Below are 16,361 nucleotides of genomic sequence, written 5' to 3' on the forward strand. Positions count from 1 at the left end.
GGCTCACTTCCTCCGGTTTCCGCCGACGACCGACTTGCCCGCGGGGAGGCGGATCTCGAAGCCTCCCGTGAGGGTCGTGGTCCTGCCGGGTGCCAGTTCGACGTGCCAGACGCGCGCGCCGCGGACATAGGTGCCGTCCTGCCCGGTGAGCGGCTCGTCAGGTTCCTTCCAGGCGGGCTTCGCCCGGTGCTCCTCGATGCGGACGTCCTTGTCGGTGGAGACGGGGACGCGTTCGCGCACTTCCAGCACCACCGGGTACGGCAGCCGGTTGGCGACCTCGATCTCCACGGAGTGGTCGAGCACCGTCGTGCCGCCGCGCAGACCCGCGGTGGACTCGCGCATATGGGTGCGCCTGGCGACCTGGACGCTCTCGGCGACCCCGACACCGACGGCCTGCCGCTGTCCGGGGGCGAGCGTGGGCAGGGCCGCGGTGAGGACGAAGTCGCCGTCCACCATGACGTCGGCGGGCCCGGCAAGCAGGGCGTGCGGCGAGGTGTTGGTGATCAGGACGGTGCCGAACACCGCCGTGTCCACGGCCGGGACACACACGTGCACCGACTCGGTCGTGACGGGCACCTCGCCGACCGGCACGATGTGCCAGCCGCCGTCGGCCGTGACGTCCACGGGCGCGGCGGTGTCGAAGCGGTAGTCGAAGGATCCGGCGGAGGTGCGGACGTCGACCGCCTGCGCGGGCCGGGCCAGCCGGGTCACGGATTCGGCCCTGCGCCGGTATTCGGCGACGACCGGCGCGATCCCGGCGGATTCCGGGCGCAGGGTGCCGCGCTCCGCGCCGGCGTCGGGACCGGCGACGGTCAGCCTGCCGTAGTCGAGCAGGTCGGCCGAGGGCGCGGCCGGCGGCGGCACGGAGGGCGCGGAAGCGGCGGCTTTCGGCCGCGCGCCGCCCGGCGCCATCGGCATGGCCCGGCTGCGCATGCGCTCGTGGGCGGGGGCCGCGGGCGCGGCCGCGGCGAGCGGCATCGGCGGCGGCGGCGCGGCGCCCGGCGCGGGCGGCGGCGGTGGTACGGGGCCGCCGGCGAAGGTGTCCTGCGCGAAGGAGCCGCCATAGCCGAAGGACTCCTCGTCCGCGTCGGCCGCGAACCCGCCGACCGCCGCCGCGCCGGCGGCGGGCCACAGCTCCTCGCCCGCGGGCCGCCCGGCGGCGGCGCTGTCGTAACCGGTGAACAACTCGGCAAGCCCTGGCGGCGGTTCGCGCCAGCCCAGGGGGCGTGCCTCGTCCTGGGCCCGGCCGATCCGCAGCGAGCGCAATTCCGGCAGGTCGGAGCGGCGCAGCAGGTCGGCGGTGGACAGCCCCAGGCGGACGCCCGTCCAGTCCTCGCCGGTGCGCTGGGCGACACTGGCCCGGAGCACCAGGGTGCCCCGGCCGCTGTCGCCGTCGAGGCGGAGCTGGTACGTGGGCAGCCAACAGGCGCCGGGGACGTGGTATTCGATGTCGAGGTCGATCCCGGCACCGGTGGGCGCATCCGCGTCTTCCGCGGCTTCCGCCGCGGTCGCGGTCGCGGCCACGGCCGGTGCCTGTGCCTGTGCCTGTGCCGTCAGGGTCACGACGGCTGCCACGACCGGGTCGGTGCGCTCACCGCTGTTCGCGCTCGACAGCCGGTACACCCGGTCGCGCAGGACGTCCACATCGTGGTCGGCGACGGCGAGCCGGTCCTCGGTGGTCCGCAAACGCTCGTGCAGCGTGCCGAGCCGGGCGTCGACGAAGCTCGCCAGGGCGAGGAAGGACTCCACGGGTGCCCAGCGCGGCGGGTCCCCTCGGCGGGGCTGCGGCGGCTCCGCGCGCAGCGCGGCCACTTCCTCGATCTCGCTCTCCAGCCGGGCCTTGCGGTCCTGGAGCCTGGCCTGCTGGTCCTCGGCGTCCTCCAGATCCAGCCGCAGGGCCGGCAGTTGCTCACCGCGGTGCACGGCGGCGCCGACGTCGAGACGTACGTCGGTGACGCGCAGTCCTTCGGGACAGTTCACCACCCGGCCGCGCAGGGACTGTTCGTACAGCGTGGGCGGGAGGCCGCCGATCCGCACGGTGGTCTCGGTGTCGCCGGCCGGTACGGTGATCCGCGCCCTGCGGGTGACGACCGCGCCCGCGGCGTGCACCACGACCGATGTCACCTCCGACGGTGCGGCGGGCGGTGTGTCCGCCCCGCCGGCGTCGTCCCGCGCGACTGTGCCCACTGCGCCCTCCCCCACTGTCGGTCCCGCCGGGATCACCCCGGCCCGGACTCGTCCGTACCCTAGCCGAGCCGCGGTGGGCCCGCCGCCGGACGGTCCGGCGCACCGGGCGGCGGGACGCGGGCCGGGTTGGCGCGGTGCGCGCGGCCGGGGCTTAACCGGCGGTTAAGGGCGCCTTATCGGCTCCTCCGGCCGATCGGCGTCGCCGCAGTTCGGGCACGTCACGGGGGTGCGGGCGGTCTCTTCCGCGGTTGGCCGGGCGGGCGGCCGTGCGTAGCATCGGGGCCCGTCGGCGGCGGCCGTCGTTCCCCTGAGAGCGCTTCCCGCCGCGGCCCCACCCCCGACGCCGTCGGCCGGGCCGCCGCCGACCCGTGTCCGGCGCCCCACCCGGACGCGACCCGTGTCCGACGCCCCTTCGGACGCGCCCCCACACCCCCACAGACAAGGTACGTACGCACATGGCAGCACACCGCGCTCGCAGATGGTCGCTCGGCGGACTGGTCCTGCTGGTCGCCGCCGCGCTCGTGACCGCCGTCCTGGTGTCGACGACCGGGCCCGCGTCGTCGAAGGCGAACGCCGCGACGGGCCGGCAGACCTGGTCCGACGAATTCGACGGCGCCGCCGGCAGCACCCCCGACCCCGCCAAGTGGACGCACGAGACCGGCGGTTCAGGCAACGGCAACCACGAGCTGCAGTACTACACCGACAGCACCTCCAACGCCGCGCTGGACGGCGCCGGTCATCTGGTGATCACCGCCCGGCCGAATTCCGACGCCAATCTGTCCTGCTGGTACGGGCCGTGCAAGTACACCTCGGCCCGGCTCAACACCGCCTCGACCTTCACCCAGGCGTACGGGCACTTCGAGGCCCGGATCAAGATCCCGCGCGGGCAGGGCGTGTGGCCGGCCTTCTGGATGCTGGGCGACAACATCGGCAGCGTCGGCTGGCCGACCAGCGGCGAGCTGGACGTGATGGAGAACATCGGCAAGGAACCGGGCACGGTGCACGGCACGATCCACGGCCCCGGCTACTCCGGCGCGGGCGGTCTCGGCGCCGGTTACACGCTGCCGGGCGGCGCGACCTTCGCCGACGACTTCCACACCTTCGGCGTCGACTGGAGCCCGAGCGCCATCACCTGGTCGGTGGACGGCACGGTCTACGAGACGCGGACCCCGTCGGACGCCGCCGGCCACACCTGGGTGTTCGACCACCCCTTCTTCCTGATCCTCAATCTCGCGGTCGGCGGCGACTGGCCGGGCTCGCCCGACGGGTCCACCTCGCTGCCGCAGACGATGACGGTCGACTACGTACGGGCGTCGGCGTGGGACAGCGGTTCCGGCGAAGGCGGCTCCGGTGGTTCGGGCAGCACCGGTGGCTCCGGCGGTTCCGACCGTGTGGGCGCCATCACCGGCATCGGCGGGATGTGCCTGGACGTGGCGGGCGGCTCGGCGGCCGACCGTACGCCGGTCCAACTGCACAACTGCACCGGCAATGTGGCGCAGCAGTGGACGCTCGGCGCCGACGGCACCGTGCGGGCGCTCGGCAAGTGCCTGGACGTCGACGGTGGTTCGACGGCGGACGGCGCGGTCGTCCAGCTCTACACCTGCAACGGCACCCGGGCGCAGTTGTGGAAGTACACCGCGGCGCACGACCTCACCAACACCGGCGCGGACAAGTGCCTGGACGCCAAGGGCAATTCGGCGGCGGACGGCACCCGGATGCAGATCTGGACGTGCGGCGGCGGCGCCAATCAGAAGTGGAACGCCGGCTGACGCGAGGGCCGGGCCGGGCCCGTACCCGCACCGTCAGACCGACGGCGCGCGGGTACGGGCCCGGCGGCGGTGCAGCGGTCCGCGTTTCGGGGGCGGCGAGGCGAGGCCGAAGCGGACGGCGACGCGGGCGCCGCCCATCGGGCCGCGGTCGATCGTCAGCGCGCCGCGGGTCGCGGTGGCGGCGCGGCGGGCGATGTCCAGGCCGAGGCCGGTGGACGCGGTGCTGGCGCCGCGCACCAGGGCGTCGTCGGGGTCGGCGATGCCGGGGCCGGCGTCCTCGACGGTGAGTGTCACCGACTGGGCGGCGCGCACCAGCCGCAGCGCGAAGGCGGTACCGGGCGCGGTGTGCCGGAAGACATTGCCGACCAGGGCGTCGATGACGGCGGCCAGATCGTCCTCGGGCAGGTCGATCGGGGCGTCCTCCGCGGTGATCTCCACTTGGCAGGGGCGGCCCTGCTGTGCGGCGAGGGTGGTCCAGAATCCGGCGCGGCGCCGGACGATCTCGGTGGCCGCGCTGAGCACCTGATCACGGACCGGGAGGTCGGGGGCGCCCATGTGGCCGACCGCGAGCGGCGTGCGGGCCGCGGTGATGACGGCGTGCAGTTCGGACTCCAGCTGGTCGACCGCGGCGGCCACCGGGGCGGCGTCGGGGCCGGCGCCCATCCGTTCGGTGGCCAGGTGCAGCGCGGTCAGGGGCGTTCTGAGCCGGTGCGAGAGGTCGGCGACCAGTTCCCTTTCGACGGCGAGGAGTTCGAGCATCCGCTCGGCCATCGCGTTGAACGCCTGTCCGGCCTCGCGCAGTTCGGGCGGGCCCATGGGGTCGACCCGCGATTCCAGGTCGCCGCGGCCGAGGGCGTTGGCGGCCGAGGACAGATTGCGCGAGGACCGTACGACGCGCGAGCCGAGGCGGTCGGCGACCAGCACGGAGCCGACGACCAGGCCGACGGCGAGCAGCGCCATCACGGTGAGGGAGGCCGTGACGCCGCGTTCGAGTTCGGACTGCGGGACGAATTCCTCGACGACCGCGACCCGGCCCTGCGGCAGGACCACCGGCTGGAGGTAGACCCAGCCGCCGCCCGGCAGATTCCGGGCCAGTGACTCGCCGTCGCGCTGGGCGCGTCGCAGCAGGTCCGGCGGGGCGTGGCCGGAGCCGATCGACCGGCCGCCGGGCTGGTGGACGGCGAGGTTCCCCGACGGGTCGAGGCCGGCGACGGCCTGCCGTACGGCGGTGGCGTCGTCGGTGAGGGTGAGGACGGGGGCGAGGGCGGCGGCGCGCTGCTCCGCGGCGGTGATCGCCTGGGTGCGGGCCTCGGAGCGCACCAGCAGTCCGAGCGGGATCAGGAAGGACAGCGCCACCATCGAGGTGACGGCCAGGGCGACCCGGGCGAGGGTCCGTCTCACCGCGGGGTCACCAGTTTGATGCCGACGCCGCGTACGGTGCGCAGCAGGCCGGGCGCCGCGGCGCTCTCGCCGAGTTTGCGGCGCAGCGCGGACAGGTGGACGTCTATCGTCTGGTCCTCGACGTACGGGTCGCGCCAGACCTCGGTGAGGATTTGCCGTTTGGAGACGACGGTGTCGGCGTTGGCGGCGAGGAAGGCCAGCAGGTCGAATTCGCGGCGGGTCAGCGGGACTTCGCGGCCCCGCAGATGGACGGTGCGCGGTCCGGGGTCGATGCGCAGCGGGCCGAGGGTCACCGGTTCGCGCAGGGCGGTCGCGCCGGTCCGGTTCTCGTGGCCGGCCGAGCGGCGCAGTACGGCGCCGAGGCGGGCGGTGAGCTGTCCGCCGGAGAACGGTTTGACGAGGTAGTCGTCGGCGCCCGCGTTGAGCAGCCGGATGATCTCGGCCTCGTCGTCCCTCGCGGTGACGATCAGCACCGGGACGCGTGAGATGCCGCGGATCATCCGCAGCGCGTCGCCGCCGTCCAGGTCGGGCAGCCCGAGATCGAGTATCACCGCGTCGAGCGGGCTCCTGGTGGCTTCCCGCAGGCCGCTGAACCCGTCGGCGGCGCTGCGCACTTCGTGCCCGTCCCGGCTCAGTATCCCGATCAGTTCGGCACGTATGCCGGGATCGTCTTCTACGACAAGGACGCTCGCCATGCGGCACACCGTAACGGATCGGCCATGATGGGCCGGTGCCCCGGTCCTTCCGTCATTTTCTGATCTGGCTGTCGTGCACGGTCCTCACCGTCACCGCGGTGTCGCTGACCGTGCGCTTCGTGGTGGGTTCCACGGCGCCGCTGCCGCCGAGCGCGCGGGACGTGGCCGCCGGGATCGTCACCGACTCGCCGAGTTCCGTGGTGATCGGCGCGCCGACGGCGACGCCGAGGCCGCCGACGCACAGCCGCAAGCCCACCGTGTCGCCGTCCGCCACCCGGCCGGCCACGACGGCGCCCGCGGACCGGACCACGACGCCGGCGCCCCCGGCGCCGAGCAGCCACCGGCCGCCGGACTGCTCGGGCGGCGCCGGGACGCACAGCTTCGAGTCGACCGGCGGCCAGGTGTCGGTGCGCTTCGGCGCGGACGCGGTGTGCCTGGTCTCGGCGGTGCCCGCGATCGGCTTCACGACGAGCACGAAGCAGAGCTCCCCCGACACCCTCACGATCACCTTCACCGGCTCGCGGCACCGTTCGGAACTGACGGCCACGGTACGGCCGCAGGCGAAGGAGGTCACCAAGGAAGTGTCCTGGTGAGCGGGGTGGCTCAGCGGAATCTGTGGCTTTCCTTAGGGGAACGTGAAGTTGGGCCGTGAGGGCGGACCCGGTCTTCCGCGGCGCCTAGTGTCGTGCTCGCCGGACCGCTCCTGATCCGCAGGACAGGACCTGGTCCCCCACGACACGTCTCCCCCACTTCGAGGTGCCAGCGATGAGTTCGTCCCGCCGTGCCCACAGCCGCAATTCCGCCCACGGCCAGCACCGGGCGCGGCGCAAGCCGCGGATACGGCTGGCGGTGACCGGAGCGGCGGCCCTGGCCGCGCTCGGTGGCGGCACCGCCTTCGCCTGCTTCGGGGGCCCGCACCAGGCGCCGCCGGCCGCCGGGCACGACGAGGCGGGCGGCACCACCGCGTCGGACGGGCACGGCTGGGGCCGCAGGCCGGCCGGTTTCCGGCCGACCGCGCCCGCCACCGCCTCCTCCACGCACCGCCCGCACCACCCCGGGCAGCACAGCCCGACGCCGACCGCGAAGCCGACCGGAAGCCCCACCGCCGCGCCCACCAAGCCCGCGCCGACCCCGACCGCGACAACCACCAGGCCGGCGCCTCCCGCGACCACCGCCCCGACCGCGCCGAGCAGCGACGACGCGGTGCAGCAGGTGCTCGACCTGATCAACCGCAATCGCGCCGCCCAGGGCCTGGCCCCGTACACACTGCTCGCCGGCCTCAACAAGAGTGCCGCCGCGCACAATCAGGTGATGGCCTCCGGTTGCGGCCTGTCGCACCAGTGCCCGGGCGAGCCGGCCTTCGGCGACCGTGAGACGGCCGCCGGGGTGCACTGGATGTCGGCGGGCGAGAACATCGGCGAGGGCGGCGGCGTCGGCTCGTCCGCGTCGGAGATCGCCAAGAGCGCGGTCGGCCTCACCCAGATGATGCTGGACGAGAAGGCGCCGAACGACGGGCACCGCCGCAACATCCTCAGCAGCGGTTTCACGCACATCGGGATCGATGTCTACCGGGACGCCAACGGCACCGTGTGGATGACCCAGGACTTCGCCAACTGACCGCTTCCGCCCGGCACTTAGCTCTTTGATCCCGCCCGGCGCCGCGTACCCCACCTCCGCGGCGCGTTCCCGACGGCCGGGGCCGACCTCCCCCCGGCCCCGGCCGTCGGATGTCCGGGGGATCGGATGTCCCGGCCCGCACGTACGTGACAGGCGGGCCGCCGTCAGCCGGGCTGCGGGTCCTGCCGCAGGGCCGCCGCCAGCGCGGTCGGGCCGTGGGCGGTGGAGCCGCGGGTGTACGCGGCGGTGTACGCCTGGTCGCCGAGCGCGGCGCGGGCGGTCTCCTCGCACCGCTCGCGGACCAGTTGGAGTTCCGGGGCGCCGCGCTGCGGGTGGCCGACGCTGCGCCAGTAGGCGCCGCCGGTGCCGTAGACGGAGGCGGCCTGTTCGGCGCGGCCCTCGGCGGCCAGGGCGGCGGCCAGCAGGTCGAGGCCGAGGGCGACCCCGAAGGCGTCACCGATCAGCCGCTTGCTCTCCAGCATGGTGCGGGCGTAGCCGACGGCCTCGGCGGGGGCGCCGGAGAAGAGCGCCACCAGGGAGAGCTGGTAGTCCAGATAGGACCGGGTCCACACCTCGCCGGTGCGTACACAGTGTTCGCGCAGTTCCAGGGAGCGGGCGCGGCCTTCGTCGAAGTGGCCGAGCGCGGTCAGGGACAGCACTTCGACGAGGGTGCAGCGCAGCCGGTCGGGCGAGTCGAAGGCGAAGCCGGGCGCGGGACCGAGTGCGGCCCGCACCGCGTCGAGTGCCTTCTGCGGTTCGCCGCGCAGCATGCCGAGCAGTCCGGTCAGACAGGCCGCGGCGATCCGGTCGTCGGTGTCGCCGCGTTCGCGCGCGGCCGTCGCCACCTCGTCGCTGATCCGGGCGGCGAGGTCGTACTCGCCCTGGAGGGTGACGGTGGCGCCGAGTCCGGTGAGGGCGCGGGTGCGGGCGGCGTCGGATTCGGTGTGCGCGGCCAGGGCCTGTTCCAGATAGGTGCGGGCTTCCTTGAGGTGACCGCAGCAGGTCCAGAAGTAGACCAGCAGTCCGGCCAGTTCGGCGGCGCGGGCCGGGTCGTGGGCGAGCCAGTGGTCGAGGGCCGCGCACAGGTCGGCATGGCTGTCCTCGACCAGCCGGTAGCCGCGCAGTTGCTCGTGTCCCGACCAGTGGGAGTCGGCCCAGCGGGCGAGGCCGGTGAAGTGCTCGGCGTGGCGCCGGGAGACGGCCGCGTGCTCGTCCAGCTCGTGCAGCCGCTCGTCGCCGTATTCGCGGATGGTGTCGAGCATCCGGTAGCGGGCGCCGGTGGCCTCCGCGGTCCCGTGCCCGGTCGCGGGGGCGGTGACGCGGACCACGGACTGGGCGACGAGCCGGTCCAGGGTCGGCGCCACGTCCGCGGCGGGCAGCGGGCCGCCGGCGGCGACCGCTTCGGCGGCGGCGAGGTCGAAGGCGCCGCGCAGCACGCTGAGCCGCGCCCACAGCAATCGCTCCTGCGGGGTGCACAGTTCGTGGCTCCAGCCGATCGCGGTGCGCAGTGTCCGGTGCCGGTGCGGCCAGACGAAGCCGGCCCGGGACAGTACGTCGAAGCGCGGTCCGAGGCGGTCGGCGACGTCGGCGACGGGCGCGGGTCCGACCTGGGCGGCGGCCAGTTCGATGGCGAGCGGTATGCCTTCGAGGCGGTGGCAGATCCGCTCGGCGGCTTCGCGGGCGCCGGGCTCCTCCAGCGGGCCGGGGCCGAGCCGGCCGGCGACCCGCTGGTCGAACAGGGCCAGCGCGTCGGGTCCGCCCGGCGGCAGCGGTTCGACGTCGATGCTCTCCTCGGCCGCCAGGCCGAGCGGCCGGCGGCTGGTGGCCAGCACGGTCAGACCGGGCGCGGCCGCCAGCAGTTCCTCGACGAGCGGGGCGCAGGCGTCGGTCAGGTGCTCGCAGGAGTCGAGGACAAGCAGCAGCCGTTGGTCCGCGAGCCATGCGCACAGCGCCTCGACGGGCATGCGCGGCGAGTGGTCGGCCAGGTCGACGGCGTCGCTGACGGTGGCGAGCAGCAGATGGGGGCCGTCGAGGGTGGCGAGGTCGGCCCACCAGGTGCCGTCGGGGAAGCGGGAGCCGGCGGCCTCGGCATCAGCAGCGACACCGGCACCAGCACCAGCACCGGCACCGGGAGCGGGAGCGGGAGCGTCGTCAGGACCGGTATCGGCGGCGATCGCCTGGTCCGCCCCGGCGGCCGAAGCCCCGGCAGCGGCCGCAGAACCGATTCTTCGGGGCGCGCCGTGTCCCACGTCCAGGGCCGTGCGTCTGCTCTCGCCCGCGCGACCGCTCTGCTCCGGGACGGCGTGTGCCGCGTCCACGGCGACCTGGCCGACCGAGGCGCGGGCCGCGGCGCGCTGCGCGAGCCGGGTCTTGCCGACGCCGCCGGGCCCGGTGAGGGTGATCAGCCGGTGGTGGGCCAACGCGAGGTCCAACCGGGCGAGTTCCGCCGAGCGGCCGACGAAACTCGATGTCTCATGTGGGATGTGCCCCTTCATGACCACAGCCTGACACCGTACGACCGCGGAGGGGCACGAACCGTCGAGATCACCGGTACGGCCTGCTCCGCTGTGCTCACTCCTCGTCGTAGGCCGACAGCAGCGCGACCGCCTGTTCGCGGCGGGCGAGGCGGCGCCCGGCGGCCTTGGAGCGGGCCGCGGCAAGTGTCGCGAGCGCGTGGGCGACCGCGGTGACGGCGGTCGGCGAGTCCGCGTAGGAGGTGCTGGCCGTGACGGCGGTCAGGCAGATGTCGGCGCGGGCCGCGAGCGGGCCGCCCGCGTCGTCGGTGATCGCGATGACGGTGGCCCCGAGGTCGGCGAAGGCGCCGGTCAGCCGCAGCGTCGCGGAGTCGTAGCGGCGCAGTGCGAAGGCCACCAGCACGTCCTGCGGGCCCGAGTCGGTGAGGGCCTCGATCTCGCGTCCGGCCGACCCGCCGACGAGCGCGACCTGGCCGAGGACCGCGGCCAGGTCGGTGGCGAGCAGATGCGCGAAGGCGTGGCTGCGGCGATGCCCGGTGACCCAGCGGCGGCGGCCGGCCAGCAGGGCGTCGGCGGCCAGTGAGAGGGCGCCGCTGTCGTGGAGTTCGCTCAGCGTGGTGGCGACGTTGTCCGACTCGCGCACGGTCATCCGGGGCAGCAGCCCGGCGCGGGCGGCCGGGCTCAGCCGGGCGGCGAAGCGCGCGGCGGGGCTGCGCAGTTCGTCGTTGAGCTTGTCGGCGACCCGGGCCTGGAGTTCGGCGAGGTCGCGGAAGCCCGCCGTGGTGAGCAGCCGGTGCAGGTCGCGGCGGGTGGCGCCGCTCTGTTCGAGCAGCACGTCGTGGCGGCGGAGCACCGAGTGCGGGTAGCCGGCCATCAGGACGTCGTAGAGGGCCTGTTCACCGTCGCCGAGGTCCTGGGCCGCGTCCGACAGCAGCGCGAGCGGATCGGACCACGTGGAGACATGACTGCACATCGCTCAGCCCTCCCGGCTCTGTGGTGCGGCGTGACCGCCGCGGCCGCGGTGGTCGCCGTGGGTGCTCCGGCGGCGAACCGGGTCCGCCGCACCCCTCCAACAACCGCGCAAAGCATGATATTTACTGACGTCAACCGGAAGCGGATCCGCCACACGCCTGCCAGCAGGGGGCCGTACGTCATGACCGAACAGCGCGGGAGCAGCGTCTCGGCGGTACGGCTGGGCCGCAGGCTGCGGATGAGCCGGCGGCGGCTGGGCCTGACCCAGGACGCGGTGAGCGGCAGGACCGGCCTGTCCAAGAGCTTCCTCAGCCAGTTGGAGTCGGGCCGGGCCAATCCCACGCTGGAGTCGCTGCACCGGCTGGCCGAGGCGGTGGAGACACCGCTGTCGGTACTGCTCGGCGGCCCGGCCGGTGGCGCCGCGCCCCGTACCCCGGCCGCGCTCAGCACCACCTACCGGCCGGCCCGCGACAGCCGGGAGTGGGGCGCGGGCGAGGGCCGGACGTATCCGCTGACCTCGCCGGGGGCCCGCCGTTTCGAGACGGTGCTGGCGGAGGGCACGCCCGCGCATCACGCCTTCGCCACCAGTCACCCCGGCGAGGAGCTGTGCCATGTGCTGGGCGGGCGGCTGCGCGCGGAGATCGGCGACGAGCGGTTCGCGCTGGCCGCGGGCGACACCCTGCACTACGACAGCGGTCTGCCGCACCGCCTGGTCGCGCTGACGCCGGGCACCCGCTTCCTGCTCCAGGTGGCGGGCCCTCCGGCGGCCTGAGCCCGGCCTCGGACGCTTTGTCATGGCCCATCACCGTACGCAGCCGCCCGGCGGTGGGCGACGGACGTGATGTCGGCACATGACTTCCGCTGTTCGACGTTACGTCGAGGTGTTCCGGGACGGGTGGGGCGGAGGTTCGCCCGGCGCCCCCCGTGAGCGAGCCGGTTCGGCGGTCAGGAGCCCGGCGGTTCCGCCGTCACCAGCGCGGCGGTTCCCCCGGTACCGGCGGCGGCAGCGCGGTGCCTTCCGGGTGCAGCAGATAGGCCACTCCCCCGCCGCCGTCACCGGACAGCCAGACCCGTTCAAAGGCGGCGCGCGGGTAGACCCGGCGCACGCCCGCGTCGGTGGCGGCCAGCGGGTCGTTGACGACGACGTCGCCGCTGCTGGTGAAGCCGCGCACCACCATGATGTTGCCGGCCGCGGACTGCCCGGCGCCCGACAGTTCGCTGCTGCGGAAGGACAAGGTGGTCGCGATCGGCAGGCCCGCGCTGATGAAGCGCTCGACGTCGGTGAGCGCGGGCAGCCGGACGACGGCGCCGCGCAGGCCGTAGCGGGCGGGGTAGGCGGCGTTGAACGCCCAGTTGCCGCAGCCCTTGTAGCCGTAGTCGTAGACCTGCCGGGCCGTGAAGTCGACCTGCGGGGCCGGGTCGTCGGGGTCCAGCCAGGTCAGGTCGGCGGCGCCGGGGCCGCGGCCGAAGAACTCCACGAGCATCGCGGTGCAGGCGGGGCCCGCCCATGCCTCGCCGCCGCCGTCCCACTGCGGGCAGTGCCCGATGTGGGCGCCCTGCGAGCGGGCCGGCACATCGAGGACGGTGCCCCAGGCGCCGCCGGGCCCGCTGACCGCGGGTGTCGCGCCGACCGGCGGCCGGGACGCCACGGCCCGGACGCCGCGCAGCGCGACGTCGACGTCCGCGCCCGCCTCCCTGGTCAGCACGACCTGGAGCCGGCAGGCGGTCACGCCGTTCCCGACCGCGGTGAAGGTGTCGGCGTCCACATGGCCCTGGCTGTCGCTCTGGCCCGGCACGGTGGCCCGGTGCACGACCGCGTCGCCGGACGACCAGTGCCCCATCACGTACCAGCCGGACTCGTGGCCGCCGGTGTCGCGGATCCGCAGCCGTACGGTGATGCGGGCGCCGTCGGGCGCGTCGGCGGTCCAGGACGGGACGATGTCGGTGGCGGCGAACGGCATGGCGGCCCACGGAGAGGTCCAGCTGCCGTACTCCCAGTCCAGCGAGCCGTGGCCGAAGGGGTCGGCGTAGGTCTCCCGGCCGACGGGTGCGGTCAGCCGCAGCGCGCCGCCGCTCCAGGCGGTGCCCGCGGCCTGCCCGGCGGCGAAGGCGGCCTCGTCGTCCCAGCGGTGCAGCACCGCGGCGAGCCGCCCCTCGGCGGCGGCGAGGCGCTGTTCGTTGCCTGTCACGGTGTCCCTGCCGCTCGGTCGCTCCGGTTGCTGCGCCGCCTACGGTACCCGCTCCGACCTGCTGCGACGTGCGCGGTCCCCGCTCTCACCGCAGCACTCGCAGCGCGTGGGGCGGTTGCTTCGCCGGGGGCGGGAGTGATGTGTCCGGCCCGCCGGGGACGATCGTGCCGAGCACCCGGGGGCCGCGGGCGCCGGTGCAGGACGGCAGGGTCGAGGGCAGTCCGTGGGCGGTGTGCCAGCCGAGGATCGCGAAGGCGATGGCCTCCTTGGCGTCGGCGGGCAGACCGGCCTCGTCGGAGGGCGTGAGCCGGACGCCGGGCAGCAATATGGCCAACTCCGCCATCAGCAGCGGATTGCGCACCCCGCCGCCGGACACCAGCAGGGTGTCGATCCGGTGTGCGCGGACCTCGGCGGCGACGGTCCTCGCGGTCAGTTCTGTCAGGGTGCGCAGCACATCCGCGTCGGCCACGCCCGGGTGCCGGGCGAGGTGGGCGTCGAGGTAGCCGGAGTGGAACAACTCCTTGCCGGTGCTCTTGGGCGGTTCCCGCCGGTAGTACGGCTCGGCGAGCAGGTCGGCCAGCAGCCCCGGGTGGGTGCGGCCGGTCGCGGCGAACGCGCCGTCGCGGTCGTAGGGGCGGCCGGTCGCGGCGAGGGCGGCGGCGTCGATGAGGGCGTTGGCGGGGCCGGTGTCGTAGGCGAGCGGACGCGGGCCGCCGGTGGTGAGGTTGGCGATGCCACCGAGATTGAGGGCGCCGGGGCGGCCGGGCAGCCCGGCGAGCAGCAGGCTGTCGGGGTACGAGACCAGCGGGGCGCCCTGCCCGCCGGCCGCGATGTCGCGGGCGCGCAGGTCGGCGACGACGGAGACGCCGAGGCGTTCGGCGATCCAGGCGGGCTGGCCCAGTTGCAGGGTGCCGTGCGCCTGGCGGTCCTCGACCCAGTGGAAGACGGTCTGTCCGTGCGAGCACACCAGGTCCACCGGGCCCCCGGCGGCGACGGCCGCGGCCGCGGCGTCGGCGAAGGCCCGGCCGATCGCGGTGTCGAGGCGGCAGACCTCGTCCATGCCGGTCCTGCCGGGCGGCAGCGCCGCCGCGATCCGGTCCCGCAGCTCCGTCGCGTACGGCACGGCCGCGGTGTGCCGCACCTCGGCCTCCAGCACGCCGTCGGACATGCGCAGGTCCACGATCGCGGTGTCGATGGCGTCGTGGGACGTCCCGCTGATCATTCCCAGCACTCTCAACCCGTCTCCCGCCTCTCCTGTGCCTGGTCCTGGTCGTACTCCTGCACCTGTCCCTGTGCCTGTCCGCGTGGTGCGCGCGTCCGGTGCCGCTCCGGCCGGACGACGGTAGGCGCGGCGGGTCCGCGAAAGCGATCGGCCGGCCAGGAGTTCACTGCTGGTGGAGACGGGCCGGTCGGCGCCGCGCTCCGGTCGTCGGCCACCGGTCAGGTGCCGAGCAGCAGATCGACGGCGGCGCGGGCGGAGGCGAGGGAGGGACCGTAGGTGTCGAGCCGCCAGCCGGCTTCCGGCCCGGGGCCCGGCAGACCCATTTCCACGATGCCCGCGTCGGGCCGGCGGGCCAGCAGCCGCGCCACGGCATCGGCGATCCACGGGTGCCGGGCGGCGTCCCGTACGACGAGGACGAGCGGCCGGTCGGGGTGGGCGAGGACCACGTCGAAGTGGGCGTCGTCGCAGGAGTCCGGGTCCAGGGTGAGCGCGACGGTGCCGGGCAGGCGCGCGGCGACCAGGTCGGCGATGCCCCAGGGGGTACGGCGGCCGACGGCGATCGACCGCGGCACGTCGAAGGTCACCACGACGGGCCGGCCGGCGAGCAGCGGTGTGCCCGGCGCACGGCCGGGTGCGCGCAGGTCCAGTGCGCGTGCGGCGGCGTCGGCGCCCAGGGGTGCGTCGGGCGCGCCGGGCCGGCCGGCGGCCGGGGGTGCGAGCGCGACGGCCGGCACCCGGGCGGCGGCCTCGGTGAGCCGCTCCTCGCCGAGACTGCCGTCCCGTACCGCCGCCACGAGGGCGTCGCGCACGGCGAGGACGGTGTCCTCGTCGGTGTGGCGCGCCCCGAGGCAGAGCAGGTCGGCGCCCGCGGCGACGGCGCGGACGGCCAGCTCCGGCAGGCCCCGGCCGCGGGCGACCGCGCCCATTTCCAGGGCGTCGGTGACCACCGCGCCGCGAAAGCCCAGGTGTTCGCGGAGCAGCCCGGTGATCAGCGTGGGGCTGAGGCTGGCGGGCCGGTCCGGGTCGAGCGCGGGCAGCAGCAGGTGTCCGGCCATGACCGTACGGACGCCGGCGGCGATCGCGGCGCGGAAGGGCAGCAGTTCGCGCCGGTCGAGGAGGTCCTGGTCGACCCGGAGGACGGGCAGGTCGTGGTGGGAGTCCAGGGCGGTGTCGCCGTGGCCCGGGAAGTGCTTGGCGCAGGCGGCGACCCCGGCCGACTGGAGTCCCGTGACGTACGCGGCGGTGTGCTCGGCGACGTCGGCGGCGTCGGTGCCGAAGGAGCGGATGCCGATGACCGGGTTCCTCGGGTCGGACGTGACGTCGGCGGTGGGCGCGTAGGCGAGGGTGATGCCGGCGCCGGCCAGGAAGGCGCCCGCCTCCGCCGCGACGGCGCGGGTCAGCGCGGGGTCGCCGATCCGGCCGAGCGCGCCGTTGCCGGGCCAGCTGCTGCCGGTCGCGGACTCCAGCCGGGTGACGGCGCCGCCCTCCTCGTCGGCGGCGATCACCGCGTGCGGGGCTTCTGCGCGCAGGGCCGCGGTCAGCCGCGCGGTGGTGACCGGGTCGGGGGTGTTGCGGGCGAACAGGCAGACGCCGCCGAGTCCTTGGGCGAGCTGCCGGCGCACCCAGTCGGGCGGCGCTGTGCCGTCGAAGGGTGGCTGGATCACGGCGAGGGCGTGCCGCCGGAGCTGCTCGGACACTCGTGGCTCCTCCGTGTCGGTGGGCGCGGGCCGCGGGCGCGTCCGCGGGACCGGCGCGGGCCGTCGCGGAGCGGTGCGCCCGGATCGCACCGCACGGTAGCCCGGCACGGTCGGCCGCACCAAGCGCCGCGCGGCGCC

At 75.1% G+C, this 16,361-nt stretch carries 12 protein-coding genes; 3 read left to right on the forward strand and 9 right to left on the reverse strand.

Annotation, left to right across the window (positions count from 1 at the left end):
* Positions 1–3: 3 nt before the first annotated feature.
* Entirely contained in the window at positions 4–2,187 is a 2,184-nt protein-coding gene (locus BM076_RS18255) for a DUF4139 domain-containing protein (protein ID WP_245796132.1), read from the reverse strand.
* A 455-nt stretch (positions 2,188–2,642) separates the two neighbouring features.
* On the opposite strand from BM076_RS18255, the gene BM076_RS18260 reads away from it, so the two are divergent.
* The gene (locus BM076_RS18260; protein WP_093714658.1) at positions 2,643–3,956 is read left to right on the forward strand and encodes a glycoside hydrolase family 16 protein; all 1,314 of its coding nucleotides are present in this window, start codon (positions 2,643–2,645) and stop codon (positions 3,954–3,956) included.
* A gap of 33 nt (positions 3,957–3,989) precedes the next feature.
* Here the strand turns inward: BM076_RS18260 and BM076_RS18265 are convergent, their stop codons facing one another.
* From BM076_RS18265 to BM076_RS36675, 3 genes are read right to left on the reverse strand one after another with little or no spacing between them, the layout of a single operon-like run.
* Complete coding sequence (locus BM076_RS18265; protein ID WP_093714659.1) at positions 3,990–5,357, reverse strand: HAMP domain-containing sensor histidine kinase; 1,368 nt, start codon at positions 5,355–5,357, stop codon at positions 3,990–3,992.
* Positions 5,354–6,052 carry a response regulator transcription factor gene (locus tag BM076_RS18270; RefSeq protein ID WP_093714660.1) on the reverse strand — a complete coding sequence of 233 codons (699 nt, stop codon included), beginning with the start codon at positions 6,050–6,052 and terminating at the stop codon, positions 5,354–5,356. Before BM076_RS18270 ends, BM076_RS18265 begins: the two co-directional genes overlap by 4 nt.
* 52 nt (positions 6,053–6,104) lie before the next feature.
* On the reverse strand, positions 6,105–6,626 hold the full coding sequence (locus BM076_RS36675; RefSeq protein WP_177246500.1) for a hypothetical protein: 522 nt from the start codon (positions 6,624–6,626) through the stop codon (positions 6,105–6,107).
* A 191-nt stretch (positions 6,627–6,817) separates the two neighbouring features.
* On the opposite strand from BM076_RS36675, the gene BM076_RS18285 reads away from it, so the two are divergent.
* Entirely contained in the window at positions 6,818–7,669 is an 852-nt protein-coding gene (locus BM076_RS18285; protein ID WP_093714663.1) for a CAP domain-containing protein, read from the forward strand.
* A 164-nt stretch (positions 7,670–7,833) separates the two neighbouring features.
* Here the strand turns inward: BM076_RS18285 and BM076_RS18290 are convergent, their stop codons facing one another.
* The gene (locus tag BM076_RS18290) at positions 7,834–10,164 is read right to left on the reverse strand and encodes an ATP-binding protein (RefSeq protein ID WP_143120588.1); all 2,331 of its coding nucleotides are present in this window, start codon (positions 10,162–10,164) and stop codon (positions 7,834–7,836) included.
* Between the two features lie 76 nt (positions 10,165–10,240).
* Positions 10,241–11,116, reverse strand: coding sequence for a MurR/RpiR family transcriptional regulator (locus BM076_RS18295; RefSeq protein WP_093714665.1), 876 nt, complete (start codon positions 11,114–11,116; stop codon positions 10,241–10,243).
* Between the two features lie 180 nt (positions 11,117–11,296).
* Here BM076_RS18295 and BM076_RS18300 point away from each other — a divergent pair, with 180 nt between their 5' ends.
* On the forward strand, positions 11,297–11,887 hold the full coding sequence (locus BM076_RS18300) for a helix-turn-helix domain-containing protein (RefSeq protein ID WP_177246501.1): 591 nt from the start codon (positions 11,297–11,299) through the stop codon (positions 11,885–11,887).
* 196 nt (positions 11,888–12,083) lie between these two features.
* Here the strand turns inward: BM076_RS18300 and BM076_RS18305 are convergent, their stop codons facing one another.
* The 3 genes from BM076_RS18305 to BM076_RS18315 form a co-directional block, all read right to left on the reverse strand.
* Positions 12,084–13,304, reverse strand: a complete 1,221-nt coding sequence (locus BM076_RS18305) for a C39 family peptidase (RefSeq protein WP_093714667.1) — start codon at positions 13,302–13,304, stop codon at positions 12,084–12,086.
* 85 nt (positions 13,305–13,389) lie between these two features.
* Positions 13,390–14,541 (reverse strand): anhydro-N-acetylmuramic acid kinase, encoded by a 1,152-nt coding sequence (locus tag BM076_RS18310; RefSeq protein WP_093714668.1) that lies wholly within the window; start codon positions 14,539–14,541, stop codon positions 13,390–13,392.
* 203 nt (positions 14,542–14,744) lie between these two features.
* Complete coding sequence (locus tag BM076_RS18315) at positions 14,745–16,223, reverse strand: glycoside hydrolase family 3 protein (protein ID WP_093714669.1); 1,479 nt, start codon at positions 16,221–16,223, stop codon at positions 14,745–14,747.
* Positions 16,224–16,361: the final 138 nt, after the last annotated feature.

The organism is Actinacidiphila alni (genome assembly GCF_900112845.1).
In the GTDB taxonomy this organism is placed as follows: domain Bacteria; phylum Actinomycetota; class Actinomycetes; order Streptomycetales; family Streptomycetaceae; genus Actinacidiphila; species Actinacidiphila alni.

What these genes read in the sequence shown, in the direction of transcription:
- BM076_RS18260 (WP_093714658.1), top strand. Translation starts at nt 2,643, where the DNA reads ATGGCAGCACACCGCGCTCGCAGATGGTCGCTCGGCGGACTGGTCCTG.
- BM076_RS18270 (WP_093714660.1), bottom strand. Translation starts at nt 6,052, where the DNA reads ATGGCGAGCGTCCTTGTCGTAGAAGACGATCCCGGCATACGTGCCGAA.
- BM076_RS18285 (WP_093714663.1), top strand. Translation starts at nt 6,818, where the DNA reads ATGAGTTCGTCCCGCCGTGCCCACAGCCGCAATTCCGCCCACGGCCAG.
- BM076_RS18290 (WP_143120588.1), bottom strand. Translation starts at nt 10,164, where the DNA reads ATGAAGGGGCACATCCCACATGAGACATCGAGTTTCGTCGGCCGCTCG.
- BM076_RS18295 (WP_093714665.1), bottom strand. Translation starts at nt 11,116, where the DNA reads ATGTGCAGTCATGTCTCCACGTGGTCCGATCCGCTCGCGCTGCTGTCG.
- BM076_RS18300 (WP_177246501.1), top strand. Translation starts at nt 11,297, where the DNA reads ATGACCGAACAGCGCGGGAGCAGCGTCTCGGCGGTACGGCTGGGCCGC.